Source organism: Nonomuraea sp. NPDC050227, assembly GCF_044459705.1.
In the GTDB taxonomy this organism is placed as follows: Bacteria; Actinomycetota; Actinomycetes; order Streptosporangiales; family Streptosporangiaceae; genus Nonomuraea.
Window position 1 is genome coordinate 398,823 of record NZ_JBITJF010000007.1, and the last position, 22,916, is coordinate 421,738.

Sequence of the window (22,916 nt, forward strand, 5' to 3'; positions counted from 1 at the left end):
GGTCTCCACCGCCACTCCTGCCGTCCTGTGCTCGAGCACAGTGTCCCGTGATCCGCGGCGGTGGGGTGACGGCGGCTGCATTGTCAGAGACTAAATGATGCACTCCCCGGTGCAGGACATTACCTGCGGGGCTGTCAACGAGTGCGGGGCTCGGTCACGCTCAACCGGTCGGCCTCGGCGGCCAGCCGTGGCGGAAGGAGCGGGCTGGTCGTGCTCTGCCGCGCCCGGCGGGCGAGCCGTACCGCCTCGTCGTGGTTGCCGGCGGCCTCCATGACGCGGGCGGCGCGCAGCAGCGTGGAGCCGTCCTGGACCGTCTCCATGGGCGGGATGGCCCGAACCGCCATGTGCACGTCGCCGCTCAATGCGAGGGCCAGGGCGTACGCGGCCCGGGTCGAGGGTTGCTGGAGCGGACGCACCCGCTCCAGGTCACGCAGCGCTCCGGCGGGCCGTTGCAGGTCGGAGAGGATCTCGCCACGCGCCTGCAGCGCCTCCGGCGCGTTCCCTTCTCTCATCAGCGCGTCGTCGAGCACGTCGACGGCGGTGCGCTCGTGGCCGCCGTACCACAGCGCCCAGGCCAGCTCCGTCTGGATGGCGGAATCGTCCGGGCTGCGCCGCGCGGCCGCCTGCAGCTTCCGGATGGCCTCGTCGGTCCTGCCCTGCCTGAGGAGAACCCGGCCCGTGGCGGTGAGCAGGGTCGCCGCGAGCACGTCCGTACCCGGCTGCGCGACGTACAGCTGAGTGGCCCTGCAGTAGTGGGTCACCGCTTCGTCGAGGTCGTCTCGCAGGTAGGCCACGTCGCCGAGCAGGGATTCGATCGCGGCGCACAGCCGGCCGTCGTGCCCTGCTTCGCGTAACGCCAGCCTCCCGTGCCGGGCGGCCACCTCGAACTCGCCCGCGAACACGGCGGACTCCGCGAGGCGCAGGCGCTCGTCCGGGCGGATGCGAACCGCGCCGCCGGGAAGGGCGCCGCCTTGGAACAACGCGGGGAGCAATCGTTCGTGCCAGATTCGCCAGCCGGAAGCGTCGGGCACCCTCGCGAGCACATAGCGGTCCGCCAGAGCCTTCAGCACGGGAGCCGGGAGACCGGCTGTCTCCGTCACGGCCTCCGGCGAGGTCGCGGCCTCCGGCGAGGTCGCGGCCTCCGGCGAGCCGAAGGTCTCGCGCAGTCGGGTGCGGAGCTTTTCCGGGTCGGCATGGAAGTGGTCGGCGGCGACCTCTTCCAGTTGCCGCCGGCAGTAGGCGGCGATCGCCTCGTCGGGGCCGTCGAGGTCGCCGATCAGCTCGGGTCGGGGCGGGCTCAGCAGTGCGGTGCAGGCGATCTGCAGCAGGAGGGGCTCGACCTGGCCGGTCGCGTCGGCCAGGTCGTCCACCAGCCTCTCGGCGACTCCGGGGGCGAAGGTGTGGCCCAGCTCCGCCAAGGGTTTTCGGCAGGCGGCGACGGCCTGTTCGCGCCGAAGTGGACCCAGACGGTAGGGAGGCGTGGTCACGCCGCTGTGCCGGACGACCTCATCCAGATGATCGTCGTCGACCGCGATCAGCAGATGGAAGGGCAGGTCGCCGTCGAGCACGGCGAAGATCTGCTCGACCAGTTGCTCACAGTGCCGGCGCTGCCGGTCATGGGCGGTGAACAACTCCTCGACCTGGTCGACGACCGCCATGATCGGGACCGGAGCGCCGGAGGCGTCCAGCCGCAGGGGTCGCGTGCGCAGAAAGGCGGAGATCGTCAGGCCGGACAAGTGCGTCGGCGCCTCGTGCGGAGCCCATGACGACAGCAGTGCGAGCACGAACGGGTTCCTGCCACCGCCGGCGAGCGCGGCCGGCACCGAGGAACGCCGTGACACCCTGCCGATCGGCAGCACGTCGGCGCTGTAGGAATCGAGGAGGGGCAGCACTCCGGCGGCGATCAGCGAGCTTTTCCCCACGCCACGAGGGCCGTGCACGATCGTGATCGGATCAGCACGCCAGCGAGCGGCCACCTCGGCCGCCTCGGTCTCACGGCCGACGAAGCGGGCGTCGTCCGCCCTGGCGTAGGCGCGCGTACCGACATACGGCCATGCATCCGGGACCGAGCTGCTGCTGGATCTCATCACCGTGCCTCGCCCCATTGCCGCGATTCTGCCAGGAATACAGGCACCATCCGATGGCAGATGGAGAATTGTCGCAATCGATATGACTATATGGCCGAGCTCCAGCCGGCGACGGTGAGGTCATCCGGGTCTTCGGCCAGCCGCAGGTAGGCTCGCCTGAGCACCGGAGAGTGAAGGTTCCTGAGTGCATCGAGGTCGATGACGCCGAGGTCGATGATGCCGATCGTGCTCTCTTCTTCCATGCATTCTCCTGGTTTTCGGTCAGCCGTAACCAGCTCCGCGCAATTTGCTTCTTCAGACGATTCTGCGTCGGTATTTTTCAGGAATCAATCTATAAGATGTGAGCAACGAGGACCATGGCCGGAGGACCACGTGAGCGAGCAGGTCAACGAGTACGGGCCGATTCGGATGCCGAACATCTGGGGGAAAATCCCAGCCCGTAACCGAAATTTCACCGGACGTGAGCATTTGCTGGACCGGTTGAGAGAGAGCCTGCATCTGTCGACCACCGCAGCCGTGGTGGCGCACACGCCCGTCCCGCAGGCCCTGCACGGCCTCGGCGGGGTCGGCAAGACCCAGCTGGTCACGGAGTTCGCCTGGCGCTTCCGGGGATCGTACGAGCTCGTCTGGTGGATCTCGGCCGACCAGCCGGCCCTGGTCCCCGCCGCTCTCGCGGGGCTGGCCGCCGACCTCAACTGCGCTCCCGCCAGCGCCGTCGGCATCGAGGAGGCCGCGGCCTCGGTGCGCAGGGCGCTCCAGCGCGGCGAGCCGTACAGCAAATGGTTATTGATCTTCGACAACGCCGACGAGCCCGAGGCGATCAAGGACTTCCTCCCCGACGGAGGGCCGGGGCACGTCCTGATCACCTCCCGCAACATCCGCTGGAGCGCGGCCAGCGAGAGCGTGGCGGTGGACGTCTTCGAGCGGAACGAGAGCATCCAGTTCCTCCGCAGGCGCCTCGAACGCGACATGCCCCACGCCGAGGCCGACGCCCTCGCGCAGGCTCTCGGTGACCTGCCCCTGGCGCTGGAGCAGGCGGCGGCGCTCCAGCTCACGACCGGCCTGTCCACCGACGAGTACCTCGAAGCGCTGGGCGAAGAGACACGGCGGCTGCTCGCTCTGGGCAAGGCCACCGAATATCCCCACTCGATGACCGCGGCCTGGCAACTGTCGGTCCAGGCGATCGAGGAGCGCATGCCCGAGGCCGCCACCGTGCTGCGGTGCCTGGCCTTCTTCGGTCCCGAGCCGATCCCCCGCGACCTGTTCCGCCGCGGCAACAAGACCCAGGGCGCCGCGCGCATCGGCCCGATCCTGTCCGACCCGCTGCTGCTGAGCCGGGCCTTCGGCGAGCTCAACCGGTTCGCCCTGCTCAAGGTCGAGTCCGCCGCCGGCACCGTCCAGGTGCACCGCCTCATCCAGGCGCTGCTGCGCGACTCGGTCGACGAGCGGGAACGCGGCGAGATCCGGCACGAAGTCCACCTGCTGCTGGCCGGTGGCGCGCCCGTCGACCCGGAGGACACCACCAGGTGGGCGGCCTTCCGCGAGCTGCTGCCCCATTTCGAGCCGTCCGGCCTCGCGGACTGCGCCGAGGCGGATCCCCGCAACTTCTGCATCACGCTCGTCCGCTTCCTCTACCGAGTGGGCGACTACCGGTCGGCCAGGACCTTCGCCGAGCATCTCCGCGACACCTGGACGGCCGCCTCGGGCCCGGAGAGCCCCGACGTGCTGCGGATCCGCCGCCATCTGGCCAACGTGCTCTGGCAGCTCGGCGAGTTCGACGAGTCCCGCCTGCTCAACGCGGAGACGCTGGCGCTGATGCAGCGCGTGCTCGGCCCCGACCACGAGGAGACCCTCGGCGCGGCCAACTCCTACGGCGCCTCACTACGCGCGCTGGGCGACTTCGCCGCCGCTCAGAAGCAGGACAAGGAGTCGCTGGCGGCCTTCGAGCGTGTCTTCGGCCCGACCCATCCGGTGACTCTCCGCCTGCTCAACAACCTCGCGCTCGACCACGCGCTGCTCAGCGACTACTTCACCGCGCGCGACCTGCACAAGCTGGCCTACCTGGAGATGAGCGGCGCCACCCACGGCGTCGGCAAGTGGGACGTGCAGAACGCCTGGAACGGCCTGGCACAGGTGCTGCGGCTCTGCGGCGCCTACGAGGAGGCCGTCGACCTGGGCGAGGAGGTCTACGCCTACGGGCTCAGGGAGCTCACCGCGGAACATCCCATCGTGATCAAGACGGCCAAGGACCTCTCCATCGCCAGGCGTGGCGCCGGTGACATCACCGCGTCGCTGGAACTGGCCAAGGAAACGCTCAGCCGCCTGGAAAAGCTCTTCGGCCGGGACAACCCCGACACCATGGCCACCGCGATCGCGCTGTCCAACAGCCTGCGCGAGGCCGGCAACCTGGACGAGGCGATGGCGCTCGTCAAGGACACTCTGCCGAGGTATCACACGATCTACGGCCCGCGACACCCGTTCACCTACGGCTGCCGCGCCGACCTCGCGCTGCTCCACCGGCTTCGCGGTGACCCCGAACGCGCCCGGGAGGAGAACTCCGAAGCCTACGAGGGCCTGCTCGCCCGCCTCGGCGCCGAGCACGAGTACACGCTCATGGCGGCCGTCAACCTGGCCTCCGACTACGCCGCGCTGGGCGACAGCCACACCGCTCGCCGCCTGGGCGAGGAGAGCCTGGCGCGGCTGCGCGGGTTCTTCGGCAAGGAGCACTTCCTCACCACCTTCGGCGCCGTCAACCTCGCCATCGACCTGAGCGACACCGGAGCCGACGAGGAGGCGGCCGCGCTGCGAACGGAGATCGTGAACAACCTCCGGCGCATCTCTCGCACTTCCACGCCCGACATGGTCCGAGCGCTCAAGGGCGAGCGGATCGACTGGGACTTCGATCCGCTGTCCCTGTGACGCCGTTCCTGGCGAGCCAGGCCGCTCTGTGCTCGTCCGCCTCCCGCGCCGCCGCCTCCGCGGCGGCGGGCGGCACCGGATCCTTCATCCAGGACGACAGGGTACGGCGGAGCAGTCCGGTGAACCGTTCGCCGACCGGCGTCAGCTTGCCGCTGTCGAGCAGGGTCCCCGTCACCTCCAGCGCGGCTGCGCGCCAGCGTGCGAACTCGATGTGGGGACGCAGTCCGCGCTCGGAGTCGCGCTGACGGCGCCAGAATCCGGCCAGGCCGAGGTGTGCGTACGCGCCGTGCAGCAGACCGGACAGCGGGCGTGGATCACCGCGCCAGGGCGCGTAGTAGCGCCGCTCGTCCGGAAGCGTCAGCTCCACCAGGTCGAGTACGGCGTTGAGCTTGGCGTGCTGGAGCTCGTGCGCGAACGTCGACGCGAGCCAGATGTGATCGGGCGGAGTCGACATCGCCACCGTGCCGAAGGTGACGCGGGACGTCGCGCTGTCCCGGCCGCTCTGGGCCGCCTTGATGGGGGTGAGCACCCGGGCGATCGCGCGCAGCTCAGCGGCGGTCGTCCAATGATGTTTGTCCAGGAGCTCCCAGGCGGCGGCGACGTGACTCCGCCAGCGCCGCAGGTCGTCAGGCGGCAGGCGGCCGTCGATCACTGTGGGACCTGGCCAGCGATGCGGATCCAGATCGTCGACGACCAGCTCGATCGCGCCGTCGGCCGAGCGGATCCGATGGAGCGGAGTGCATCTGGACGTGTCGGTTTCCAGCTCGACGAGCTGGTCCTCGTCCGTCGGCAGGGCGAGCTGCCCCAGCGAGGGCAACGTGATCACCCCGCCCGGCGCGGGAACCTGGACCCGCAGCCGCAGCCCGGCCCGGCAGGCGGCCGCCGCGGCGACCGCACCGAGCTGCGCCACGGCCAGCGGATCCGCCCGTCCAGTGATCAACGCCCGCAGAGTGCTCTTGGCCCACGCACCGACCGCTGGATAGCCGATCACGTACCTGACCGCTTCAGGAGCCTGTGCGGCGATCTCGGCGAGCCGGTCATAGGCAGCTTCCGCCCGCCCTTCCTCCGCCACCCCTCTGAGGAGCAGCAGATGCTTGCTGTACTGCGTCTCGGCCAGGAATCGGGCTGCCTCCGCGCCACCTCCCCCTCGCGCCAGCCGGTCAAGAAGATCTTGAGGGACGGTGTACGAGTCGAGCCGCATGTCGCTCCCCTCAGTGAACCGACCCGCGCAGGTCGGCGACGAGGCGTTCACGAATGTGATCGATCAATCGATACAGATCATCGCAATAGACTGACGGGTTCTTGAAGCCGTCGTCCGAGCGGTAACGATGCGTGTAGAGCCCGCCGCCGCACACTCGCCCGAATTTGCATGCCTTGCACGTGTCGCTCAACGCTTCCCAACCGAGCTGGCGCGCCACCATGCCGGGATGTCGGAGCGCCTCGTCGAAGGAATGGTCCACGATGTTCAAGCCGGTCATGGGGGCGCCCTGCCGTACCGCCTTGAGGGAGTCCGTCTGCTCGATGGTGCCGTCCGTCTCGATCACGACGACCGTGGACGGCGTCAGGCCCACGGATTCGCTGGCCGAGCCGCCGCCGAGCAACAGACTCACGATTTCCTGAAATATCCGTATCACGCTGTCGCTGCCGCTTTCGTACCAATGGTCGAAGATCGGAATGAGCCAGTCGGCGTACGCCGTAGCCGGCTTCCTCCATCCCGGCGGCGGCGTGTCCCAGGTCGCGTGCGGCAACAGGAAGTCCATGGTCGGCGGATCGAAAGCGCTCAGCGCCTCATAGGTCTCGACGGGATCATTGAGCAGATCGACCGTGCACAACAGCCCGCTGAACAGGTGACGAAACCTCTCGCTGGTGAGCCGTGTCAGCCCCTGCATCACCGCCGGGTAGCTCCCCCGCCCGTCGGCGAACCGCCGATTGCGGTCGTTCTCCCTGGGACCGCCGTCGAGACTCACTCCCACCCGGACGTCCATCGCGTCGAACGACGACAGCGCCGCTTCGTCCAGCAACACCGCGTTCGTCTGCAGCACCGCCTCGACCCGCAGCCCCGGCCCCACCTCGGACCGCACCAACTCCACGATCTTCGCGAGGTACTCGTGACCCGCCAGCAACGGCTCCCCTCCGTGCAGAACCACTCGCACCGACGGCAAATCATGATCAGCCGCGTGCTCGGCGATACGCTGGGCGGCGATGGAGACCAGTTGAGGGTCCATCACCATCGGCCGCCCCCGCCAGCTCTGATCGGCCAGGGTGTAGACATAGCAGTAGTCGCACGCCAAATTGCAGCGGCTATGGACTTTAAGAAGGAATTGCCGGAAAGGTCGCGCCCGCCACCCGCCACGAAGCAGTTCGTCGACATCGAGCGCTGAAGGCCACTCCCATGATTGATTCTCTGCGTTAGATGTCAACCTAGAGACCACCCCGCTTCAACGCTGCCAATTCTAGACGACCCAGGGCAAATGGGGGAGGCTCCGTCACGGCCCGGCGGCGCTGGGCCGTGATCGCTTTACTGCTCGAATGGCACACCGGCCACGCCAATCAATGAAATGCGAGGTCCTGGTGTCATTGCGCCTGCCGATAATCACGTCCATCCAGGTCATGACTCTGCGAAGGCTTCGCGTGGCGTACGCGAGCTGCCGGCGCCGGCCGATCCGCGTGTTCCTGGAAGTGCTCGCGGCGTGACTCCGGGGCTACGGCAGGACCCCGGGACGCCTCGGGGTCCTTCGCCGTTCCGGGCTTCCGAACTACCGCGCCGACCTTGGGAGAACGTCGCGGCGAGCATGCCGCGTACGTTCCGTGAGGAGTGGCGCAGAGCTGCTTCGGACCGCCTCCCGCTGCCTACGGGGCAACCGAGGCGATCACGCAAAAGAGCAGGTCAACTCGTGGATCGTCTGGTCTCGCTTGCGCGCCTTGACGACGCGTGACGGAGCGTACGAGCGCGCACCGAGCGCGGCGAACGCCGTCTTCGATCTCTGCATGGTGGCCCGTCTGATCGGGCGGCTCCGTCAAGGTGCGGCGGTGGGCGCCACCCAGCTGCTGAGGAGCCGGAGCGCCTGCGCGGTCGGGGAGCCCGGCTCGACGTTGTAGACGCACAAGGTCCGGTCGGGGTCGCCCGGAGGCTGGAAGGACTCGTAGTGGAAGTGCAGCTCGCCGACGAGGGGATGGCGGTAGTGCTTGGTGCCGTGCGTGCGGCGCAGCACGCGGTGGTCGTTCCACCAGGAGCTGAACTCCGGCGAGCGCAGGGTGAGCTCGCCGACGAGGTCAGCGAGCCGGCGATCCTGGGGATGGCGACCGGCTTCCAGGCGGAGCATGGCGACGGTCTCCGCGGCGACGCGTTCCCAGTCGCCGGTACGGATTCGGGCTTCGGGGTCGAGCAGGTAGTAGCGGGCCAGGTTGCGCTGAGGCACGGCAAGGGCCTCGAAATCGGTCAGCACCTCGCGGGCCAGGCGGTTGGCGGCCAGGACGTCCGTACGGCGGCCGAGGACGAAGGCGGGCACGTCATGGAGGGTCTGGAGCATCAGGTGGAGGCCGGGCCTGACCCTCTGGGGGCTGACGGGGGCGTGGCGGGCAGGGCGAGCCAGCAGGTCGGTGAGATGCTCGCGTTCGGCGGGGTCGAGCTGAAGGGCCCGCGCGAGCGCCTCGACGACCTCGGGCGAGGGGTGACCGGCGCGGCCCTGTTCGAGCCGGGTGTAGTACTCGGTGCTGACCCCGGCCAGCCTGGCGACCTCGCCGCGGCGCAGGCCGGACACGCGACGCGCGCGGCCGTCGGCGGGCAGCCCGGCCTGGTCCGGGGTGATCCGGGCACGGCGTGAGCGCAGGAAGTCGGCGAGTTCGCGACTGCGGTCCATGTCCTCCAGTGTGCGGGAGCCGGGCGAGTGGCCAGGTGGACGGAGGTGGCCCTGCCAGTACCTGCCTCGCGGATACCTGCCCGGGCAGGGCCCGTTCGGGCACCCCGAGAGGGGGACGTGGACTGGTGTGCTGGTGAGGGAGCGCGGCGATGGGCCGCGGATGACTCGGAAGGCTTGCACCATGAACGCAGCAACCCCTCTCGCCGGCCGAGTGGCCGTCGTCACCGGCGCGTCCAGCGGGATCGGCGAGGCCTCGGCCGAGCGACTGGCCGCACTGGGCGCACGTGTGGTCGTCGTGGCGCGGCGTGCGGAACGGTTGGACGACCTCGTCGTCCGGATCGGTAAGGCCGGCGGCCAGGCTTCGGCACTGGCGGCCGACGTCACCGACGCGGCGGCGGCACGGGCCGCCGCCGAACGGGTCGCGGCCGAACTGGGGGCCAAGAACGTGCGGGTCTCGGCGATCGAGCCGGGGATCGTCGGCACCGAGCTGCAGAGTCACGTCACCGACGAGGGCGCGCGGGCGTGGCTGGAGGGCTCCAAGGAGACGATGGAGTGGCTCACGCCGCAGGATGTCGCGCAGACCGTCGGTTTCATCGCGAGTCTGCCACCGCGGGCGAACCTCCAGCAGGTCACCATCATGCCTACCGGCCAGCCCAGCTGACCGCCTCCGCCGAGACCGGCTTGTCGCGACGGCACTCGTTCGGACGAAAAACTCCCGTGGGCGGCCACGACTGCACGAGGGAGTGGATGCGGCGCCCCTCCCCTCCTCAGCCGGAGGGTGAGGCCGGCCTGCCGAGCACCTCGGTGAGAGCTGAGATGCTGTGGTCGCCGTGGCCGGCCTCGGCGGCTCGCCTCAGCAGGTCGTTCAGCGGGCCGAGCCATGCCACGTCGACGTTCGTCTCCCGCGCGAGGTCTTCGTCGTGGGCCGCTCCGGCCAGGAACAGGTTCACGGAGGAGGCGGCGTCGCTGTAGTCACCACTGTCGATCTCCCTGGCGTACACCGGAAGCAGGGACTTGATCATGTCCAGCCACTTGCCGGTGAAGCGCACCATGCTGCCCGCGTCCAGCCCGCGCGCCCGGAGGGCGGCGGCGCCCTGGAAGAAGCCGACGAGCGCGGGCAGCAGGAGGGCGCCCACCGCCATCTCGTACAGGGCGGCCAGGTCGACCTCGTCGCCCAGGTGGACGGTGTCGCCGCCCAGTGTCGTCAGCGTCGGCTCGCAGGCGTCGAAGACGGCCTTGTCCCCGCTGTAGTAGATCAGGGTGTCCGGCGCCCCCACGGCTGCGGGCACGTTCTTGACCGCGCCGTCGAGGTAGCGGGCCCCGTGGGAGCCGGCCCAGGCGGCCGTCTCCCTGGCGCCGGCCGGGGACCCGCTGTTCAGGGTGATCAGGGTGCGCCCCGACAGGGCGGCGGCGACCGGCTGCAGGATCTGCCGGGTGTCTTCGTACGTGGTGAGGCAGGTGATGATCAACGGGCTCGCGGCCACGGCGTCCTCGATCGCCTCCGCGTGGATCGCGCCCCTGGCGGCGAGGAGTGCGGCCTTGTGCGACGTACGGTTCCACACCGTCGTGGGGTGTCCCGCCCTGATGAACGCCTCGGCGATGGCCGTACCCATCGAGCCCAGCCCGATGACGGTCACGTTGTCGTCTGTCATTGCGTGCTCCTTGGTGATGTGTGGTGGTCGGGTCAGTGGTGAACGGGCACCGAGTGCTTGCCGGTGCTCTGTGCGGACGTCTTCCTGTCCCGGTGCAGCAGCAGGAGCAGCGCCGTCGCGAGCCCGGCCAGCGCGAAGACGGCGGTGGCCAGGAAGCCCGCCTGGAACCCGTCGTTCAGGCCCTCGGCGTCGGCGCCCGTCGTGGAGGCGAAGGCGACCGACGAGGCGATCGCGATGCCGAGCGCGGCTCCGATCTGGAAGACGGCGTTGTTGATGCCGGAGACCAGGCCGGACTCCTCGGGCTTGGCGCCGGTGAGCGAGGCGATGGAGGCTGCGACGTTGGTGCTGCCGATTCCGGAGCCGAAGACGACCAGGCCGAAGAACAGGTCGCTCCAGTAGCCGCCGTCGGCGTCGATCCGGGTCAGCAGCAGCAGGCCGCCGGCCAGCAGCGTCATGCCTGCGATCGCGATGGGCTTGTAGCCGACCTTGGCGACCAGCCGGGCGCTGACGTTCGCGCCGATGATCGACATGACCGCGTAGATCGCGGTGCTGAGCCCGAACTTCACCGCGCTGTAGCCGAGGACCTGCTGGGCGTAGAGCGACGTGATGAGCGCCCCGCCGTACACCGTCATGGCGACGATGAGCATCAGGATGTTGCCGCCGACCACGGTCGGTGAGCGGAAGATCCGCAGCGGCACCAGCGGGGCCTGCGACCGGTTCTCGATCACGGTGAAGATCACGAACAGTACGGCCGCGCCGATGAGCATGCCGATGGTCCGGCCGCCGCCCCAGCCGACCAGCGGCGCCTCGGAGACGGCGTAGACCAGCAGGGCGATGGCGGCGGTGATGGTCACCGCGCCCGCCGGGTCGAAGCGGCGGCGGCCGTCCTGGACCGGCGTCGTCTTGAGCAGACGGGGCCCGAGGACCAGGACCGCCACGACGACCGGGACGTTGATGTAGAAGATCCACTCCCAGCCGAGCCCGTCGGTGATCGGGCCGCCGATGAGCAGCGCCGCGGTCGCGCCGAAGGCGCCGACGCCGGTCCAGATGCCCAGCGCCTTGTTGCGCTCGGGCCCCTCGGCGAAGGTGTGCATGAGCACCGCCATCGCGGTCGGTGTCATGATCGCGGCGGCGACGCCCTGGACGACCCTGGCAGTGATCAGCACCGAGTCGTTCCAGGCCAGGCCGCACAGCACTGAGGCGAGGCCGAACAGGGCGGTGCCGAACAGGAACATCCGGCGGCCGCCGAGCAGGTCGGCGGTGCGCCCGCCGAACATCAGCAGGCCGCCGAAGCTCAGCAGGTACGCGCTCATCACCCACTGGACGCCGCCCGGGGAGAAGCCGAGTTCGCTCTCGATGGAGGGCAGGGCCAGCATGACGATCTGGGAGTCGACGATGACCATGAAGAAGGACGCCACCAAGAGGGTCAGCGCCAGCCATCTCCGAGGGTCGGGGGCTTCCAGGGGTTCGCGAGGTGTCATCTTTTCCTCTTCTGGGATGCATCAGGGCAGCGCGAAGCCGCCCCGTGGGGATGTCAGGCCTGGTGAGACCTAGTGGGGAGGGGAGATCTTCGCGGTCAGGCACATGCGATCGAGCGCGTTCGCGACGGACACGGCCATGATCAGATTCGCGAGATTGTGGGGACCGAGCAGGTTCTCCGCCGCGCCGTACACGTCGTCGGGCACGCCGTCGGCCGGAAGCCTGGTCATCGTTTCGGCGAGAGCCAGGGCGGCACGCTCCGAGTCGGTGAACCGGCGCGAGTCGCGCCAGCCCGCCAGCTCGTTGAGCCGCTCCTGCCGCTCGCCCAGGCGGATCGCCTCCGCGGAACGCAGGGCCAGGAAGTACGCGCAGCCGTTGAGCTGGGCGACCCGGATGCGCGCCAGTTCGCGCAACCGGTCGTCGCACAACCCCTCGCGCCGCAGCACGTCCTCCAGATCGGTGATCAGGCTGACGGCTCGTGGCGACGCTGCCGCCAGTTCGATGCGCTGCCTGGTCATCGTGTGGTTCAGCCCTTCGTCGCGGTCGGTGGTCGTCTGCCTGAAGCAGTGTGAATCCGGCAGATGGTCACGAACAACGGCAAAGTTCTCACCGCTCGGTAAGGTGCCCTTACCGAAAGGGGGTGCCGGTGAACTGGCAGGAGCTGGAGACGTTCCTGGTACTGGCCGAAGAGCTGCATTTCGGCCGCACGGCCGACCGCCTGCACGTGTCACGCGCCCGGGTCAGCCAGATGACCCAGGCGCTGGAACGCCGGGTCGGCGGCCCGCTGTTCGAGCGCACCAGCCGCCGGGTGGCCCTGACCCCCTTGGGCAGGCAACTGCGCGAAGACCTCGGTCCGCACTGCCACGGGATTCTCGAAGCCGTGGCCAAGGCGTCGAACACCGCGCGCGGCACCGGCGAGGTGCTGCGCGTGGGCTTCTCCAGCCCGCTGGCCAGCGAGCGGGTCATGACCGTGGTCGAGGCGTTCCGAGCCTCGCATCCGCGGTGTGAGGTGCAGATCCGCGAAGTCCACCTGTCAGACAGGTACAGCGCGCTGCGACGGGGCGAGCTGGACCTGCAGGTGATCGAACTGCCCGTGGACGAGCCCGATCTGACCGTGGGCCCGGTGCTCGTGCGCGACCGGACCATGCTCGCCGTCTCCGCCTCGCACCGCCTGGCCGGCCGTACGTCGATCTCCATCGAGGATCTCGGAGGTGAGAACCTGCGGCTCATCGACGGCCTGCCGGGCTATTTCCAGGCGCGTCACATGCCTGATCGCACCCCGGCCGGGCGGCCCATCCATCACTCGACCACCACGAAGTACTGGCAGGAACTGCTCGCCCTCGTCGCGGCGGGCGAGGGCGTCACGATCGCCGCCGCCCAGGGCACCCGTTACTACCCACGGCCCAACCTGGTCTACGTCCCGTTCCACGACGTCGGGCCGTTCGAGTACGCGCTGATATGGCGTACGGCGAGCGTCTCCGCCAAGGCCCTGGCCTTCGCCAGGGTGGCAGTGGAGAAGCACGCCCCCAAGGCCTGAGTCACTTGCTCAGCAAGCGCACATGTCGTCAGGCGCGCCGAACCCGGGCGCCGACGTCGGCGGTCAGCGTCCCCAGAGGGCGTTACGCAGTTTGATGTCCCTTACGTCGCTTGTGCTGGGAAGGGCGTACGGGCAGCGTCCAGTGCATCGTGGCGGTGACCGAGCACGCCACCAGGCGTGTCGGTGCTCGACACCACCGCTCAACCGAGCGCGAGCTGTCGGGCGCGCTTCACGCTCCGAGACCGAGATGGGTAGTACTCACGGGTTCCTCGCCGAGGGCGGCATCACGACGGCGCTCACCGGTGTTCAGGTGCCGCGAACGAACTCGATCATGGAGCGGCGGGTGCAGTCATGCCGTCCCGAGCTTCTCGACCGCTGCCTCGTTTGAAACAAACGCTACCTGCGGCACGCCCTGCGCGAGTACGAACACTTCTACAACCAGCAACGGGCCCATCAAGGCCTGGACCAAGCAGCGCCGCTGCGTTCCACCCCTGATCCGACGTCGGGCCCGACGCACATCATCGACCTGGTGCATGCCGACGAGACCGGCTCGGCGGCACTGATCGGCTCGGACTCGTTCGACGACGGCAGGGGCCACTCCGTCATGGGCCGCCTCGTCCGCGACCTGCGCCGACCCTGTCAGCGCGACAACGACTGCAGTGACCGTCACAGGCACGATCAACGAATACCACCACGCTGCCTAACCGCAGCTCAGACCACGCAACTCAATATTCGAGCGGCACAAGAGCTCGGCTATGGCTCGGGCATGACGTGCTGGCGACGTCTGACCGAGTGGAACGCCTCCGGGGTGTGGCAGCGGCTGCACGAGGTACTGCTGGATCGGCCACGGGCCGCCGACGCGCTCGACTTCTCCCGGGCCGCGGTGGACTCCTCGCAGATCAGAGCGTTACAAGGGGGAGCAGACCGGCCCGTCCCCGGTCGACCGAGGACGAGCCGGCAGCAAGCACCACCTGATCACCGAGGCTACCGGCATCCCCCTCGCGATCATCCTGACCGGCGCCAACCGCAATCTTGTCACCCAGCCGCGCCCGCTGCTGGATGCGTGCGATCCCGAAGGTGCGCGTCAAGCGTGGCCGGCCGCGTCAGCGCCACGACGTGGTGGTCGCCGACCGCGGCTACGACCACGACAAGTACCGCCGCCTGGTCCGCGAGCTGCAGATTCGCCCGCTGATCGCCCGCCGTGGCACCGAGCACGGCTCCGGCCCGGGCAAGCCGGGTCGTCGAACAGACCTTCGCCCTGCTGCACGCCTTCCGACGCTTGCGAATCCGCTGCGCATAACTTCCGGAGTAGGGACGAGAGCAACCCATGGGCCTGGAAGGTCGGACACAGTAGTAATCCCTACAACTGGTGCGCATGGTTCCGCTTTTCGTGGCCGGTTTATGAGCTGTCCATCGACACCCGTACGGGCCGGATAGTCGACGAGAAATATGTAGGAAAGGTCTCGTCTCGCTGGAGCATGCGCCTCTACACCCATGCCGGCGGCGGAATAAAGGGAAAGAATGCAGAGATGGACCGGTTCTCGGGCCTGCACGGCCGCGACATGCTGTTCCGCTGGCGCGTCGACGAAGTCAAGTGGGTGGGCACCGACTCGAGCTATTACAACGCGATGACCATGAAGGCCGGGATCGCGGTCAGCGAAAAATGCAAGATTACTGCCGGCCCCGGAGTAAGCGGTATCACCGCAGAAAAGGAGCAGCCCTGGCGGACATGGGCAACCGAGGATGGAGCGGAGGCGGAACGGGCCATTCATTCGCCAAAAAATCTGGGCGAAGGAACACACCTTCTCAGCGGTTGCATGATTGATCCGTATGCGGGCTACACGTCGCCGAAGACGGCCCTTACTCCCAGCGGTAACTTCGCGGACGCAGATTGGTTCCAAAGCCCTGTCGTACGCTGCGACACCTCTACTATGATCGTCAAATACACTGGCGGTTGCATCCTCATCGACGTCAACCCCACTCTCGTGTTCGACGCTATCGTCAAGGATCGCATCAAGGACTCAGCCAAACACGTCTGGGACGCCTACTTTCACGCCGACAACTGGACCAAGCCGGTGATCAACGAACCAAAGAGGATTCCGGGCCGTACTCCGTATGGAAAACTTCATCGCATTCTCGACGGAGCAGTGCCATGCCTCGAGGACCCGGACACGGCGCCAGCCGGAACAATAGCAGCCAACCGCGCCTTCTCCATCGGCCAATGCCGTCAGCTCTGGCCTACCGTGAACCCAGGCCCAGAGAGCCTCGACTGCGACGAATATCCCTTCGCCAGTACCCAAGAAGGCTCGCTTGCCGCACACGGTCACTTCTCGGTCAGACACATCGGCGCCTCTGACAACCGCGCGTCCGGCGGTGACCTCGGGCTCTTCTACGAACGGACGCGCAGACTCAACGCAGACGCATTCTGGGTGTACCCCAAGCCGCGCCCCCAAGACAAGGACGTACCGCCGGTTCGGTAACCTTTAGTTTGATTGTGGCTGCTCCAAACCGGAGCGGCCACAATCAGTAATCCGCTCACGCGCAAAGGGTCACCACATGCATCCTTCCGACGTGTCATTCGCCGAACTTCTCGCAGCCGGCCTACCAGGACAACTGTGCCTCACCTGGTGCCAGAGCGACGATCTAGAGGAGGTTGCGCGTAGATTCGGCGCGGACCTGCTTAGCGGGGACTGGCCCAGTGACGACGAAATGGAGGCATTGGAAGACGAGTATCCCGGCCAACTGCTGCAACTCACCTCCCTGGACGGTTGGGTCATCGCATTAGAACCAGCCGGTTTCCAAGGGACAGATCAACTAGACCGCGTCGAACCCTGAAGAGCGACGATGCTCGGCCCAGCCGTCGATGACGTGGTTGATCCGGGTCGTCATGAACGCGGCTGTGGCGCCGGGACTGGTGAAGGGCGCCTCGCGTCGGTCGTCGGTCACCGGGGTGGTCAGAGGCAGGTAGACGGCTGTCGACGGCACCGTGGGCGGCAGCGAGTCGGCGTCGTGCAGGATGAGCATGTCCGCCACGAACGCGGTGACTTCCCCGTCGGCATCGCGGCCTATCCACACCGGGTAGCTGCCGTCGCCCAACCCGCTCTGGTAGGCGATCAGATTGGTGCCGGTCTCCGAGGCGCGGAGCTCGGAATCCATGAGGTCCATCTCGTTGTACTCGTCCTCCAACTCCTCGACGAGCCTCCCGAGCTCCTCGCGGCCCGAGGCGTCGAGGAAGCAGCCCATACCCGCATCCACACCGAACCCGAAGAACTCACCGGCGCCGAGCAGCCGGACGTCCTGCCCGGGCAGAAGCGCAGGCTCCCAGCTGGCGGTCGGCTTGTCCAGGATCCGCACCATCACGGCCGGGGTCTCGCCCTTCCAGTCCGTCCCCTCCCACCGCATCGAGGCGATCAGTACGGCGTAGTCACCAGGCGCCACGGTGACGGTGAAGGGAACGGCATCGTCCAGGAGGAAGGGATCGGCGGCGATCATGGAGCCGGTGGGCAGGTGAATCCACCCCGCGTGCGAGGGCTCGGTGATCAGTGCGACGCGCCCCTCGCCGGAGGCCAGGCGGCTTCCGGGAATGAAGAGCGTTTCGAGATGCCGGGGACGCAGCGGCAGCGTGGCCGACCAGGCGGGCATCATGCCCGAGGCCGGTCCGTTCACGAGATCTTCGGCCGGCGCCAGGGTGATGGGGCCGCTCAGCCCGAGCATCTGCGCATCGACGTACGCCGTCCACGCGCCGAACTCCGCCTTTGCCACCGTACGGTGCTCAACCGGGACGCTCTCCCAGGTATGACTGGAGCCGTCGGCGTTGCTCAGGACTCGCCTGGCGCGTCCGTCCGGGGCGATCGTCATCGTGAAGCGCCAGCCGTGCTCAGGGAACTCCGGGTCGGTGCCGGAGGTGTGGCGCCACTCCTGGTAGCGCATCAGGTGCAGCCGTCCCGGCTCCAGTTGCCGGTATTCCAGCTCCTTGGTGCGCCGTTCGTACGCGTCGAACAGGAACAACCCGAGATGGCCGTGGTCCCAGTCGACCTGGAACAGGGCCTTCGGTCTCCCCTGGACAGACAGCAGAACGGCGTATTGCTCACCTGATGCGTCTCTGTCACGGGCCTCTGGCTCCGATATCGGAGCGACGGCGGCACGAGCCTGCGGGTCCCACCCCTCGCAGTACGTGACGTCAACCGTGCCGACGTTCGCCGTCGTCATGCCATCTCCTGCCCGCATCAGCGTGATCGGACCTTTGCGCGCGTCACGCTAGCAACCGGCACCGACAGCGGACTTCCGATCCGACGGTCGCAGGTTCGAATCCTGCAGGGCGCGCTTCTCTACCTGCGGAGACTCCAGGCGCTGCCGCATCCGTCGGCGGCATGGGGCACATATGAGGCAATCCTGAGTCAGCCGCCGAGCTGTCGTCCCGGTGCGGACGCCGCGTTCAGCACCAGCCGGGCTGTCTCCCGGGCGGCTTCGTGGGCCGCTTCCGGCAGCACCGAGACGTAGGCGTTGGCGGTGAGCACGATGCTGGCGTGCCCCGACATGGCCTTCACCACTTGCAGGTCGGTGTGCGCGAGCTGGTGGGTGCCGGGCCGCCGCGGGCGTCGCCTGTCGGCGAAGGTCCACTTAGGCGCTACCAGGTTGCGGCGCCAGCGCAAGATCGTTGCTGGGGTGACATGGAAGACTTCCACCCATCGTGCAGCAAAACCCGAGCTCACAGTACGAAACCGTGTTTCCCGAGCGAGACACCATCACTTTGAACGGGCAGCGCGGGTACATCCTGGCGGTCATCGAGCATGCCGCCAGGCGTGTCCGTGTGCTGGGTACCACCGCTCATCCAAGCGCGAGCTGGTTTGTCCAGGCGATCAGAAATTTGGTGATGGATCTGGACAATACGGGTCGTCGGGCGCGCTTTCTGAATCGAGACAGGGATGGGAAGCTTCCGGCCCTCATGGACGAGATTCTCGTCGAGGCCGGCATCAAGACGGTGCTCACCGGTATCCCGATGCCGCGCATGAAGTCGACCAGGAAGCGGTGGGTGCGGTCGTGCCGCCGCGAACTCCTCGACCGCCGCCTCGCATGGAACGAACACCACCTGCGGCACGCCCTACGGGAATACGAACACTTCTACAACCACCATCGTGCCCGCCAAGCCCTGGACCAAGCGGCGCCGCCGCGTCCTGTCCCCGATCCGATCACGGACCCAGAGCAAATCAGCGACCTCAACATCCGGCGACGAGGCCGGCTCGGCGGTGTCCTCCGCGAGTACTCACATGCCGCTTGAACTGCATGGATGCGATTTTCGGCAGGCGTAGAGCGCCACCACCCCGACTGATGCATCGTCGATGCTTGCGAACAGCTGGCTCGGGTCCGGCGTGGCGTAGCGCGCGTGGTAGCGCACTGTGCGCGTATAACTACCCTGTGCCAAATGAAGTACAGAAGGTGGTTTGTGTCGGCGGCGGACCCGCCGGCCTGTATTTCGCGATCCTGATGAAGCTGCGCGATCCTTCGTGCGACATATCCGTTTTCGAGCGCGATCCGGCGGGTTCGACGTACGGCTGGGGCGTGACGTACTGGGGCAGCCTGCTCGACCGGCTGTACGAGAGCGATCCCGAGTCGGCCCGCGCCATCGGCGAGGCGTCCGTGCGGTGGCATGACGGGATGGCCCTCGTCGGCGGCCGCACCACCACGCACCGCGGCGACGAGGGCTTCGGCATCGGCCGCCACCGGCTGCTCGGCATCCTGGCCGACCGGGCGATCGCACTCGGCGTGCGGGTGGAGTTCGAGCGCGAGATCCTCGGCGAGGTCCCGGACGCCGACCTGGTGGTGGCCGCCGATGGGGTGAACAGTCCGCTGCGCGGCCGCCACGACTTCGGCACCGAGGTCGCCACTGGGAGCAACACCTACATCTGGCTCGGGACCACCAAGGTCTTCGACGCCTTCACCTTCGCCTTCGTGGAGACCGAGCACGGCTGGATCTGGTGCTACGGGTACCCCTTCGACGACGAACGCAGCACCTGTGTGATCGAGTGCGCGCCCGCCACGTGGCGCGGGCTCGGGCTCGACCGCGCCGACGAGGCGGGCAACCTGGAGCTGCTGGACAAGCTGTTCGTCGACCTGCTCGACGGGCATCGGCTCGTCGGGCGCGGGCAGGGCGCCGCGCAGTGGCTGCGCTTCCAGACCGTGACGAACCGCTCCTGGCACCGCGGCAACATCGTCCTGCTCGGCGACGCCGCGCACACCACGCACTACTCCATCGGCGCCGGGACCACGCTCGCGATCGAGGACGCCATCGCGCTGGCCGGCGCGATCGAGCGCCACCCCGCCCTGGCGCCCGCGCTCGCGGCCTACGAGCGGGAGCGCAAGGCCGCGTTGTTGCCGGTCCAGAGCGCCGCCCGCTACAGCGCGCGGTTCTACGAGAACCTGCCGCGCTACCTGCGCCTGGAGCCCGCGCAGATGTTCGCGCTGCTCGGCCAGCGGCACTCGCCGCTGCTGTCGTACATGCCGCCGCGGCTGTACTACCAGCTCGACCGGGCGGCGAGCCGGCCGGAGGCGCTGCGCAAGATCAAGCGCTGGGCCGGGCACTGGATCGCCGGGTCACTGCAGTCGTTGTCGCGCTGACGGGGTCGGCGCAGGTCGCGGACGAGGCGGCCGATGACGGAGTGGACCCGGCCGTCGTCGAACGAGTCCGAGCCGATCAGCAGGGTCACAGCCCGCCGCCGCGGAGTTCGGGAGACCCTGGCGCGGGCCTTGGGAGCCAAGCGGCTCCGCTGCGCACTGCTCCTGATCCGATCCTCGATCCCGAGCGAATCACCGACCTGAACATACGCTGACGAGACGGGTTGGGCGGCATCCTTCATAGGCACTCGCAGCAGCTTTTCCGGGAGATCAAAGAGCTCGGCTACACCGGCAGCCTCAACCTGCTCTACCGCTCCATCATCCAAGGCCGAAGGAGAACGACCTGTCACCGCCTCCCGCCGCCTGGCACGCCTCCTGCTCACCCACCCTGACCGGCTACGCGACGGCGACACCCAGTTGGTGCTGGAACTCATTGCCGCCTGCCCCGAGCTGACCACACTCGCCCGCCATGTCCGCGGCTTCGCCGCGCCGCTCCGCGATGGCGAACCGGCCGACTGGGGGCCGTCAGGCTGAGAGTCAGCCACCAGAGGTGTGACAGAGATCTTCGTCCGTCCTTGCTGAGCACACCCCTGTTCGCAACACGAAACCAGATTTTCGAGGGGGACAGGGTGCGCGGTGGTGATGGCGGCGGTGAGGAGGAGTGCTGCGCGCCGCAGGGGGAGATGCACGTGTACCCACCTCTGTCGATGCCCCAGAGTGGCGACTATGTGCGCCAAGTAATCATGTGGTGGCGAGGGTTTCTGGCGTAGCAGAAACACTCACCTGCCCCTAACGCCACAATGCGGGTTGGGAGTTCGTGAGCACCTGCGGTTCAGCCGGTGCGGAGCTGATGCAGGTCGGGGATGTGGTTGGACAGCGTTCCCGGGGTGACGCCGAGCAGCTTGGCGATCGAGGTGATCGAGTTGGCGGGGTTGGGCAGCATGTCGCGGGCGCCGCGCAGGAGTTCCGGGGTGATGACGGTGGGGCGGCCGCCGGTGCGGCCGCGGGCTTTGGCGGCGGCCAGGCCTGCGTTCGTCTGGCCGTCGATCACGCCGCGTAAGGTGGCGGAGGTCGTGCTCGTGTCGTACACCGTCAGGTCGTCCTGGCTGTCGTCCGATCCGCTCATCACGAGGGTGTCCCCGGCGGCGGCCACCAGCGGGGCCGCGTACGTGCGGGGCCCGACCTCGACCGGCTGTGGCTCCGGTGCGGTGACGTCGACGTCGAGGCTGACGACGCCGCCGCCCCACGTGCCGGCGCAGCCGTATCCCACCCACAGCCGATCACCGGACAGCGACAACTTCGACGGGCACGGGTAGGAGGCCAGGTTGATCCGCCGGGTGATGGTGGGGCCGGAGGTGTCGATCTCGGCCACCTCGTTCGAGCCGCTCAGAGCGGCGTACAGGCGGGTGCCGTCCTGCGTCGAGGCCAGGCCCGCGGCACCGGAGAGACCCGTGACGGTGCCGGTGGACAGGCCGCGGGAGTCGGTGACGACGATCCGGTCCTTGACGGAGACGAACACCTGGCCCCCGCCCGTGGCCAGGTCGCCTTCCCATCTCTCATAGGCGCCGAGAAACGTGTTGAGGTAGGTCGCTGAGTCGGCGAACGCCGCGGGCGCCGGTGCGGCGACAAGGCCGGCCGCCGCCAGCAAGGTGGCGCTGATGGCGGTGAGCCGACGGGCCAGGCGGGTGAACGATGTGCCACGTGCTGCGCGCCCCGGAAAGCGCGGCTGTCTGCTGAGTTCTATCCGGTACTGATGCCCTGACGGCCCCTGAGGTGAGTTCTTGATCACGGAAATGATCTAGTCACACCTCATCGATCACGTCAACGTATTATCGAATCTGTATTCGAATCCGTGTAGGTCGTCGGGAGGGATGCCGCCAGGGCCCGCCGCTCGCGTGGCCAGTTGGTCACCCGGATCGCTGGCGAGCTCGGCGCCGGCCGCTCGACGCGCCGCACCGGGCACTGGAGCGCGAGGACCCGGACAGTGACCCCGGCCGCTCCCGAACATCTGGAAGAAGGCGCTCGGCCCCGGACATCGCAACCCAACCCGCCCGCGACGTAACCGACCTCAACGACCAGGGGATCGTCCGCCGAAAACCCGTCGTCACAGGCACGATCAACGAATACCACCACGCCGCTTAACCGCAGCTCAGACCACGTAACTCAATATTCGAGCGGCACACCCGGCCGTTCACCTCTCTCCAGCAGATCGAACAGCTCCGGATCGACAGCCGCGACCTGGCCGCCGTCGGACTGCGTCTGCTCGCCCACCCCGCGGACGGAGCGCGCCGCCGGCAGGGACTTTCGTCCCTACCGGCGGCGGTGCCGGTGCGCGATCGTGGAGCGGTGCAACAGCAGGTCACGCGGTCCGCGCCGACGAGCAGGGAACTGTCCCGAGATGAGGCCCTGCGGCACTTGGGGAACGTCACCTTCGGCAGGATCGTGTTCATCAGCCGGGCGATGCCGGCCCTCCGGTTCGTGGCTCATGTCATGGACGGTGACGGCCTGCTGATCGGGCTGCCGTACGAGGCGGAGATCGCCGCGCTGCTGCAGCGGGTCTCCGTCGTCGTGTACGAGGCCGACGAGCTGGACGCCGCCGCCCGGACGGGGTGGAGCGTCGTGCTGACCGGGCGGGCCGGGCTGGTGGCGGACCCGCAGGAGCTGGAGCAGGCCCTGGCCAGGCTCCAGGCGTGGCCCGGCGAGCGGATCGACGTGGTGGCACGGCTGCGGCCGGAGCTGGTCACCGGGTTCGCGGCGGGCGCCGACTGAC

The 22,916-nt window shown here is 68.3% G+C and carries 18 protein-coding genes, 1 tRNA gene and 1 pseudogene; 9 read left to right on the top strand and 11 right to left on the bottom strand.

Annotation, left to right across the window (positions count from 1 at the left end):
• Positions 1-134: 134 nt before the first annotated feature.
• Together ACIBK9_RS28395 and fxsA are read right to left on the bottom strand one after the other, a co-directional pair.
• Positions 135-2,087: a tetratricopeptide repeat protein gene (locus ACIBK9_RS28395; protein ID WP_397161975.1), complete on the bottom strand. Its 1,953-nt coding sequence runs from the start codon at positions 2,085-2,087 to the stop codon at positions 135-137.
• A gap of 86 nt (positions 2,088-2,173) precedes the next feature.
• Positions 2,174-2,329 carry an FxSxx-COOH cyclophane-containing RiPP peptide gene (fxsA, locus tag ACIBK9_RS28400; protein ID WP_358300759.1) on the bottom strand — a complete coding sequence of 52 codons (156 nt, stop codon included), beginning with the start codon at positions 2,327-2,329 and terminating at the stop codon, positions 2,174-2,176.
• Between the two features lie 238 nt (positions 2,330-2,567).
• Between fxsA and fxsT the strand changes: the two genes are divergently transcribed.
• On the top strand, positions 2,568-5,006 hold the full coding sequence (fxsT, locus tag ACIBK9_RS28405) for an FxSxx-COOH system tetratricopeptide repeat protein (protein ID WP_397161976.1): 2,439 nt from the start codon (positions 2,568-2,570) through the stop codon (positions 5,004-5,006).
• Here fxsT and ACIBK9_RS28410 read toward each other — a convergent pair.
• The 3 genes from ACIBK9_RS28410 to ACIBK9_RS28420 all read right to left on the bottom strand — a co-directional run bounded on the left by ACIBK9_RS28410 (position 4,960) and on the right by ACIBK9_RS28420 (position 8,866).
• Entirely contained in the window at positions 4,960-6,207 is a 1,248-nt protein-coding gene (locus ACIBK9_RS28410) for an aKG-HExxH-type peptide beta-hydroxylase (RefSeq protein ID WP_397161977.1), read from the bottom strand. The genes fxsT and ACIBK9_RS28410 overlap by 47 nt on opposite strands.
• Positions 6,208-6,217: 10 nt before the next feature.
• Positions 6,218-7,438, bottom strand: a complete 1,221-nt coding sequence (locus tag ACIBK9_RS28415) for an FxsB family cyclophane-forming radical SAM/SPASM peptide maturase (RefSeq protein ID WP_397161978.1) — start codon at positions 7,436-7,438, stop codon at positions 6,218-6,220.
• A 585-nt stretch (positions 7,439-8,023) separates the two neighbouring features.
• Positions 8,024-8,866 (bottom strand): helix-turn-helix transcriptional regulator, encoded by an 843-nt coding sequence (locus tag ACIBK9_RS28420; protein WP_397161979.1) that lies wholly within the window; start codon positions 8,864-8,866, stop codon positions 8,024-8,026.
• A 211-nt stretch (positions 8,867-9,077) separates the two neighbouring features.
• Between ACIBK9_RS28420 and ACIBK9_RS28425 the strand changes: the two genes are divergently transcribed.
• Positions 9,078-9,527, top strand: coding sequence for an SDR family NAD(P)-dependent oxidoreductase (locus ACIBK9_RS28425; protein WP_397161980.1), 450 nt, complete (start codon positions 9,078-9,080; stop codon positions 9,525-9,527).
• Positions 9,528-9,633: 106 nt separating this feature from the next.
• Here ACIBK9_RS28425 and ACIBK9_RS28430 read toward each other — a convergent pair whose 3' ends face one another.
• From ACIBK9_RS28430 to ACIBK9_RS28440, 3 genes are all read right to left on the bottom strand, one after another.
• The gene (locus ACIBK9_RS28430) at positions 9,634-10,518 is read right to left on the bottom strand and encodes an NAD(P)-dependent oxidoreductase (RefSeq protein WP_397161981.1); all 885 of its coding nucleotides are present in this window, start codon (positions 10,516-10,518) and stop codon (positions 9,634-9,636) included.
• 32 nt (positions 10,519-10,550) lie between these two features.
• A complete protein-coding gene (locus ACIBK9_RS28435; protein WP_397161982.1) occupies positions 10,551-11,999 on the bottom strand; it encodes an MFS transporter in 1,449 nt (482 codons plus the stop codon).
• 69 nt (positions 12,000-12,068) lie between these two features.
• Positions 12,069-12,515: a carboxymuconolactone decarboxylase family protein gene (locus ACIBK9_RS28440; RefSeq protein ID WP_397161983.1), complete on the bottom strand. Its 447-nt coding sequence runs from the start codon at positions 12,513-12,515 to the stop codon at positions 12,069-12,071.
• Positions 12,516-12,643: 128 nt separating this feature from the next.
• Between ACIBK9_RS28440 and ACIBK9_RS28445 the strand changes: the two genes are divergently transcribed.
• The 3 genes and pseudogenes from ACIBK9_RS28445 to ACIBK9_RS28455 all read left to right on the top strand — a co-directional run bounded on the left by ACIBK9_RS28445 (position 12,644) and on the right by ACIBK9_RS28455 (position 16,014).
• Positions 12,644-13,534: a LysR family transcriptional regulator gene (locus ACIBK9_RS28445; protein ID WP_397161984.1), complete on the top strand. Its 891-nt coding sequence runs from the start codon at positions 12,644-12,646 to the stop codon at positions 13,532-13,534.
• A 748-nt stretch (positions 13,535-14,282) separates the two neighbouring features.
• Positions 14,283-14,825: pseudogene (locus tag ACIBK9_RS28450) on the top strand (IS5 family transposase); the annotation flags it as partial.
• 187 nt (positions 14,826-15,012) lie between these two features.
• A complete protein-coding gene (locus ACIBK9_RS28455; protein WP_397161985.1) occupies positions 15,013-16,014 on the top strand; it encodes a NucA/NucB deoxyribonuclease domain-containing protein in 1,002 nt (333 codons plus the stop codon).
• A gap of 334 nt (positions 16,015-16,348) precedes the next feature.
• On the opposite strand, the gene ACIBK9_RS28460 is transcribed toward ACIBK9_RS28455, so the two are convergent.
• Positions 16,349-17,743, bottom strand: coding sequence for a DUF4241 domain-containing protein (locus ACIBK9_RS28460; protein ID WP_397161986.1), 1,395 nt, complete (start codon positions 17,741-17,743; stop codon positions 16,349-16,351).
• A 38-nt stretch (positions 17,744-17,781) separates the two neighbouring features.
• On the opposite strand from ACIBK9_RS28460, the gene ACIBK9_RS28465 reads away from it, so the two are divergent.
• Positions 17,782-17,857: transfer RNA gene (locus ACIBK9_RS28465), tRNA-Gly, on the top strand.
• A 74-nt stretch (positions 17,858-17,931) separates the two neighbouring features.
• On the opposite strand, the gene ACIBK9_RS28470 is transcribed toward ACIBK9_RS28465, so the two are convergent.
• The gene (locus ACIBK9_RS28470) at positions 17,932-18,219 is read right to left on the bottom strand and encodes a hypothetical protein (protein ID WP_397161987.1); all 288 of its coding nucleotides are present in this window, start codon (positions 18,217-18,219) and stop codon (positions 17,932-17,934) included.
• Between the two features lie 5 nt (positions 18,220-18,224).
• Between ACIBK9_RS28470 and ACIBK9_RS28475 the strand changes: the two genes are divergently transcribed.
• Positions 18,225-18,812 (top strand): hypothetical protein, encoded by a 588-nt coding sequence (locus tag ACIBK9_RS28475; protein ID WP_397161988.1) that lies wholly within the window; start codon positions 18,225-18,227, stop codon positions 18,810-18,812.
• Between the two features lie 206 nt (positions 18,813-19,018).
• Positions 19,019-20,149 carry an FAD-dependent monooxygenase gene (locus tag ACIBK9_RS28480; RefSeq protein ID WP_397161989.1) on the top strand — a complete coding sequence of 377 codons (1,131 nt, stop codon included), beginning with the start codon at positions 19,019-19,021 and terminating at the stop codon, positions 20,147-20,149.
• 829 nt (positions 20,150-20,978) lie between these two features.
• Here ACIBK9_RS28480 and ACIBK9_RS28485 read toward each other — a convergent pair.
• On the bottom strand, positions 20,979-21,794 hold the full coding sequence (locus tag ACIBK9_RS28485; RefSeq protein ID WP_397161990.1) for a hypothetical protein: 816 nt from the start codon (positions 21,792-21,794) through the stop codon (positions 20,979-20,981).
• Positions 21,795-22,492: 698 nt separating this feature from the next.
• On the opposite strand from ACIBK9_RS28485, the gene ACIBK9_RS28490 reads away from it, so the two are divergent.
• On the top strand, positions 22,493-22,915 hold the full coding sequence (locus ACIBK9_RS28490) for a pyridoxamine 5'-phosphate oxidase family protein (RefSeq protein ID WP_397161991.1): 423 nt from the start codon (positions 22,493-22,495) through the stop codon (positions 22,913-22,915).
• The last annotated feature ends 1 nt before the right edge of the window (position 22,916 follow it).

Coding starts and splice junctions, on each gene's coding strand:
- ACIBK9_RS28460 (WP_397161986.1), bottom strand. CDS start 17,743: ATGACGACGGCGAACGTCGGCACGGTTGACGTCACGTACTGCGAGGGG.
- fxsA (WP_358300759.1), bottom strand. CDS start 2,329: ATGGAAGAAGAGAGCACGATCGGCATCATCGACCTCGGCGTCATCGAC.
- ACIBK9_RS28420 (WP_397161979.1), bottom strand. CDS start 8,866: ATGGACCGCAGTCGCGAACTCGCCGACTTCCTGCGCTCACGCCGTGCC.
- ACIBK9_RS28430 (WP_397161981.1), bottom strand. CDS start 10,518: ATGACAGACGACAACGTGACCGTCATCGGGCTGGGCTCGATGGGTACG.
- ACIBK9_RS28435 (WP_397161982.1), bottom strand. CDS start 11,999: ATGACACCTCGCGAACCCCTGGAAGCCCCCGACCCTCGGAGATGGCTG.
- ACIBK9_RS28395 (WP_397161975.1), bottom strand. CDS start 2,087: ATGAGATCCAGCAGCAGCTCGGTCCCGGATGCATGGCCGTATGTCGGT.
- ACIBK9_RS28410 (WP_397161977.1), bottom strand. CDS start 6,207: ATGCGGCTCGACTCGTACACCGTCCCTCAAGATCTTCTTGACCGGCTG.
- ACIBK9_RS28480 (WP_397161989.1), top strand. CDS start 19,019: ATGAAGCTGCGCGATCCTTCGTGCGACATATCCGTTTTCGAGCGCGAT.
- ACIBK9_RS28455 (WP_397161985.1), top strand. CDS start 15,013: ATGCGCCTCTACACCCATGCCGGCGGCGGAATAAAGGGAAAGAATGCA.
- ACIBK9_RS28440 (WP_397161983.1), bottom strand. CDS start 12,515: ATGACCAGGCAGCGCATCGAACTGGCGGCAGCGTCGCCACGAGCCGTC.